Origin of the sequence: Yersinia aldovae ATCC 35236 (assembly GCF_000173735.1) — a bacterium.
GTDB lineage: Bacteria > Pseudomonadota > Gammaproteobacteria > Enterobacterales > Enterobacteriaceae > Yersinia > Yersinia aldovae.
Genome location: NZ_ACCB01000074.1, coordinates 1 through 4,619, shown reverse-complemented (window position 1 = coordinate 4,619; position 4,619 = coordinate 1). Strand labels below are relative to the sequence as shown.

The following is a 4,619-nucleotide window of genomic DNA, read 5'->3' as shown; positions in this document are numbered from 1 at the left end:
AGAAGCGCAACGCACTGAGCTGATGGAAGCCCGCACCGCGTATCGCTCATGGCCGACAGTGGAAAGCTGGCCGTTAATTGAGTTGCCAGAATTACCACAGTGGTTACTGATTGAAGCGGTAAATCAAGGCTATCGAGTACCTGCGTGGCCACCGGTATTCTAAAATACAAAGCCGGGCTTAATTGCCCGGCCTATTTCAATCGTACAACCAGCGACCCGCTTTGGCGGATTCAATAAGCATACCGATGGTGAAGTCTGGAACGGGTATGGGGGCTGTTTTCTTGAATGGATTGAAAGAAAAAGGAACATCAGGGAAGTAATTTTTAATATTGAAACTCCCTTTCTCTACAGAGAATTCTTTAAAGAAATCATTCATGAGGTCTTCTACTTCAAGCTCATCAATACTAAGGTCAGTGTCTAAGTCTGTATCGGGAGTTAAAGCTACTTTCTTTCTAGTGAATATATAGAAGCCAGCATAAGGTCGTACAAGATCATAAATGCGCTGTTCAATATCATCTACCATAACTTATCAGCTCCCTTTGCTATCATGTTGTAATCACGAATTGTATGGTAGGTAATCTCTGATACGTCAGCAGCAATAATGATAATGCCAAGCAGGGGGATCGAGCGACCAACAAACGGGGCAAGATTGCGAACCATAACTCGTTTCGCAGTCAGCGGGGTATAACCCCCTAACCATGTGGGTAAGGATATACCAAATGGGATTTTTGTTTTCTTAAATACACGTCGTGCCGCTTTGGAAGCGTATGAAGTACCTTTTGTTGCGCCTATGGGTTTTGCTCTGGTGGAAAGGTTGCTTCTACCTGAAATAATAGCGGCTACAGCCCCAAAATCCTGAATACCAAACTGGTTTGCAGTGTTCTCACAAAAAATCATAAACAGTAATTCACTGGCGGTCAGATTCGAACGACATGCATAGAAGTATGTTCCATTGAGTTCTTCAACCGTATCCATAACTTTTCCTTGTTATTACCACATTAATTCCCGACCAAGAATATTGGATTTGGATGATTACTCCAAACAATTAGAGTGAGCAAAATTCTGAAAATAGGATGGCACTACGGAGGCAGCCAGAAAGGGGCAACGCGGGTAGGGTGGTGAGATTGTCAGATTACAGGCACGACTAACCCGGCAGCGGGGCCGGGTTAGGGGATTAATGAAGTTCTGAAGGGGTATCATGAGTCCAGACTTTCATACCTCATAAATCCCTGAATAATTTGACTCTGGAAGAATACCGGTTGATGACTAAAAACACGGAGAGCTTAAAAGTACGTGGAACTAAAACGGGTGTGCTTACAATACACCCGATATAGTTACCGTAACAACTCGAGCTATGTGGTAATTTGCAACAATCCCATCGTATTGCAACCGAACGGTTTTTCAGTACCGTCTGGTGGATCCAGAACATCCCCAACTCAAATACCACTCATTTTTTCAAACTATTCTTACTGTAAGCGATCATTGCCATATGGGATAATTCTGCTAACTGACAGTTATCAAAATCGTGGTTTAAACCCTGCTTATCTGTCGATACTTTAGTTACTTCTGAAAAATTTGAAATTGACGGTGAAGTTTGGCTTGTTTGAATATTGTTAGCCATCCTGGCTCTAATTTTTTGAGGAACAGGAAATACTTTACCTTCAAACATTGTTCCCCAAACAGGAATATCTTTTATTTTCAATTTATTGACTTGATAGGGATCTTCATCTAATACTGTGAAATTGGCGATTTTCCCTGGTTCAATACTTCCGATCATATCTTCTTTACGCCAAGAATACGCGGCTTCGATAGTAATCGCGCGTAATGCGGCATCAACAGATATTCTTTGTTCTGGTGCGGCTATTCGACCACTTGTTGTCATCCGGTTAACTCCAGCCCACACCAAATATAACGGATCACTCGGTGCCATGGGTAAGTCAGAATGAAATGATAAATGAGGTGTGGCTTTTAATACAGAAGCGGATCTAACCATATGGTCTGCTCTATACTTGCCCAGGCCAATCGCATATTTATCTGAGAATGCAGTAGTGTAATAAGGATTGGTACTTACGATAGCACCTAACTGAGCCAATTTTTTTATCTGCTCTTCATCTGAATTTGCAAAGTGAACAATGACAAATCTATGGTCAGCTCTTGGATGTTCCTTTTCTCTATTTTGTAAGCTATTGAGTACAACATCTAATCCTTGATCGCCATTAACATGAACGTGTATTTGATAACCGGCATCCCAAAATAATTTTATACGTTTATCTAACTCTTTTGGTGGGGTTATCCATTCACCTTGATGGCCATCCGTATAAGGCTGCTTCATCTGCATTAGTTGAGAAATGATTGCACCATCAGCAAAAAGTTTTATCTGATTAGGGAAAAACATTAATTTTTTCCCTATTTGCTGGGGTGCTATAGCAATAGTTTTTTCAACAGCATCTAAAGCGTTGTCTATCCCCACGCGATCTACTATTGCACGTCCGTCAGCAATAAATGTTGAGTACATAGGTGTTTCTTCAGCCCCCAGGATTTGTTCGTAAAGTGCCCACATTTCTGGGCTTACGATAGCACCTGGCTCATTAAATGCGGTGACCCCATGCGCCTGCTCATAAGCGACCATTTGCTTGAGTCCAAACGTCAGTCTTTCCGGTGTTGCTATCTGTTTAAGTATCTTACTGCCGACCAAATTAAGCCCTTGCTCCCAGAAATGGCCTTCTGCGTAGTTTACCTGTCGACTTGCATCGCCTTTATCTATGACATCTTTCTCTGTAATATTTAATGCGTTGAGCGCAGCAGTATTGAGGATAAACTCATGACATGAACGCTGCCAAATCATTATTGGTCGAGTTGAGCTGATTTTATCAAGAACCGCACGATCAAGTTTTCCATGCCACAGCGCATGATATCCCCAGCTAATTAGCCATCCTTGGGGGTCTGTAAGCTCTTGTTCCGCTTGTTTAAGACGTTGTTGATATTCAGACCCTGAGAGGGCCGCTTTGACTGTACGGTCGGGAAGTACCCAGTCTTCCGGCGCAATTATCTCGGTAGCTAGAGTCAATGCACCAAGTACTGGGTGCAGATGTTGATCAATAAATCCGGGCATAACAATCTTGTTATCAAAAATAGGGTCAATACGATAGGTTCTGGTTCCTAGCTGATTTTTCAGTTTTTCTAATGAACCGACCATTAATATTCTTTTTCCGTTTACAGCAACAGCATTGGCTTCTTTCTGTTTGTTATTCATCGTGATAACCCGTTTTGCTGGGTATAGGACGATCTCTGACGCTGCTTCAGAGGGGACTGGGGCGAGACTTTTAACCAAAAGCTCATTAAGGTCTCCATCACTTCGCACAGGCAAAGAGATAAGTAAACTTAATAAAAATGATGAAAATAAGTTTAATCTACGCACTATATGCACCATCCATTGATTTTTAGAAGAAAGTCTACTCGAGACTATAACTATAGTCGTCATTCTGCCTTGTTCATTCCCATATTAAGTAGGAGTATAATAAAACCAGTCTTTTGATTTTTACAAAGATCATCATCTTATTGAATTATAAATATAAAGGTTCTGTCGCATTAAGGTGTAGTCCGGTAACATGCTGTTTTTTTTGTGGTGTTCCATATCCCTGTCTCTTATCCGAAAAGCCTTTAAGCGTCTGCATTATCCCGTCGATATTATTGCCCAGAGTGTTCACTGGTATCTCACTTATGCCCTCAGCCTGCGTAATCTCGAGGAGATGATAGCAGAGCGCGGTATTATCGTTGACCACTCCACGCTTCACCGTTGGGTCGTCCGTCTGGTGCCCTTGCTGGATAAAGCCTTCCGCCGACACCAACGTTCAGTAGGGCGCCGATGGCGCATGGACGAAACCTACATCAAAATCAAAAGCCAGTGGAAATATCTGTGCCGCGCGGTGGATACTGGGTTACACCATCGACTTCCTGCTGACCGCCAAACGGGATGCTGCAGCCGCATTGCGCTTCTTTCGCAAGGCCATTCGCCATCAGGGGCAGCCGGAGGTGGTCACTATCGATAAAAGTGGGGCCAACACAGCGGCTTTGTTCACGCTCAACGCCGACAAAGCTGATGAGGGAGCGAGCAATGTTAGGCAGAGTAAATACCTGAACAACCGGATTGAGCAAGACCATCGGAACATCAAACGTCGGGTACGGTTGATGCTGGGATTCAATACGTTTCGGCGGTCACAGACGCTCCTGGCTGGCATCGAATTGATCCACATGATACGTAAAGGACAATATCAACATCCGCAAAATGATGTATTGTCAGTCGCGGAACAATTTCATCTGTTGGCTGGCTAAATAAACAGCAATACCACTTTTGCTGACCTGCCGCCATTAACGCGACACAACCCTGAACACCCCCGAAGCTGCGCAGCAGCGACGCTCACGCCGTAGGCGTGCTACTGTTCTTGATTGAGCGTGAGCATTACCTTATGTGATACTAATAACCATATTGAATACATGATCGGAAAAGGAGTAAACGGCAGGAAAAAGATATCAGAGTGTGCATGCGACCCAGTGAACATCATCATTTTTAGTATTGTCAGGTAATTACCTCATAGTGTGATTTTAAAAAAACAATATTA

General features: G+C 43.2%; 4 protein-coding genes and 1 pseudogene. 2 read left to right on the top strand and 3 right to left on the bottom strand.

The annotated features are described in order from the left end of the window. A pseudogene (locus YALDO0001_RS22090) lies at positions 1-163 on the top strand (phage tail protein); the annotation flags it as partial. A 33-nt stretch (positions 164-196) separates the two neighbouring features. Here YALDO0001_RS22090 and YALDO0001_RS18940 read toward each other — a convergent pair. The 3 genes from YALDO0001_RS18940 to YALDO0001_RS18930 all read right to left on the bottom strand — a co-directional run bounded on the left by YALDO0001_RS18940 (position 197) and on the right by YALDO0001_RS18930 (position 3,418). Continuing rightward, positions 197-523 (bottom strand): DUF1493 family protein, encoded by a 327-nt coding sequence (locus YALDO0001_RS18940; RefSeq protein WP_042840590.1) that lies wholly within the window; start codon positions 521-523, stop codon positions 197-199. Beyond that, the gene (locus YALDO0001_RS18935; protein WP_004705566.1) at positions 517-975 is read right to left on the bottom strand and encodes an STM2901 family protein; all 459 of its coding nucleotides are present in this window, start codon (positions 973-975) and stop codon (positions 517-519) included. The genes YALDO0001_RS18940 and YALDO0001_RS18935 overlap by 7 nt, the downstream gene beginning before the upstream one ends. 472 nt (positions 976-1,447) lie before the next feature. Then, a complete protein-coding gene (locus tag YALDO0001_RS18930) occupies positions 1,448-3,418 on the bottom strand; it encodes an amidohydrolase (protein WP_217283970.1) in 1,971 nt (656 codons plus the stop codon). Positions 3,419-3,638: 220 nt separating this feature from the next. Here YALDO0001_RS18930 and YALDO0001_RS20495 point away from each other — a divergent pair. Then, positions 3,639-4,332, top strand: a protein-coding gene (locus YALDO0001_RS20495) for an IS6 family transposase (RefSeq protein WP_145557228.1) whose coding sequence is annotated in 2 segments (ribosomal slippage) — positions 3,639-3,937 and positions 3,936-4,332 — 696 coding nt in all. Because the reading frame shifts where the segments join, the coding sequence is not laid out codon by codon here. The last annotated feature ends 287 nt before the right edge of the window (positions 4,333-4,619 follow it).

What these genes read in the sequence shown, in the direction of transcription:
- YALDO0001_RS18940 (WP_042840590.1), bottom strand. Translation starts at nt 523, where the DNA reads ATGGTAGATGATATTGAACAGCGCATTTATGATCTTGTACGACCTTAT.
- YALDO0001_RS18935 (WP_004705566.1), bottom strand. Translation starts at nt 975, where the DNA reads ATGGATACGGTTGAAGAACTCAATGGAACATACTTCTATGCATGTCGT.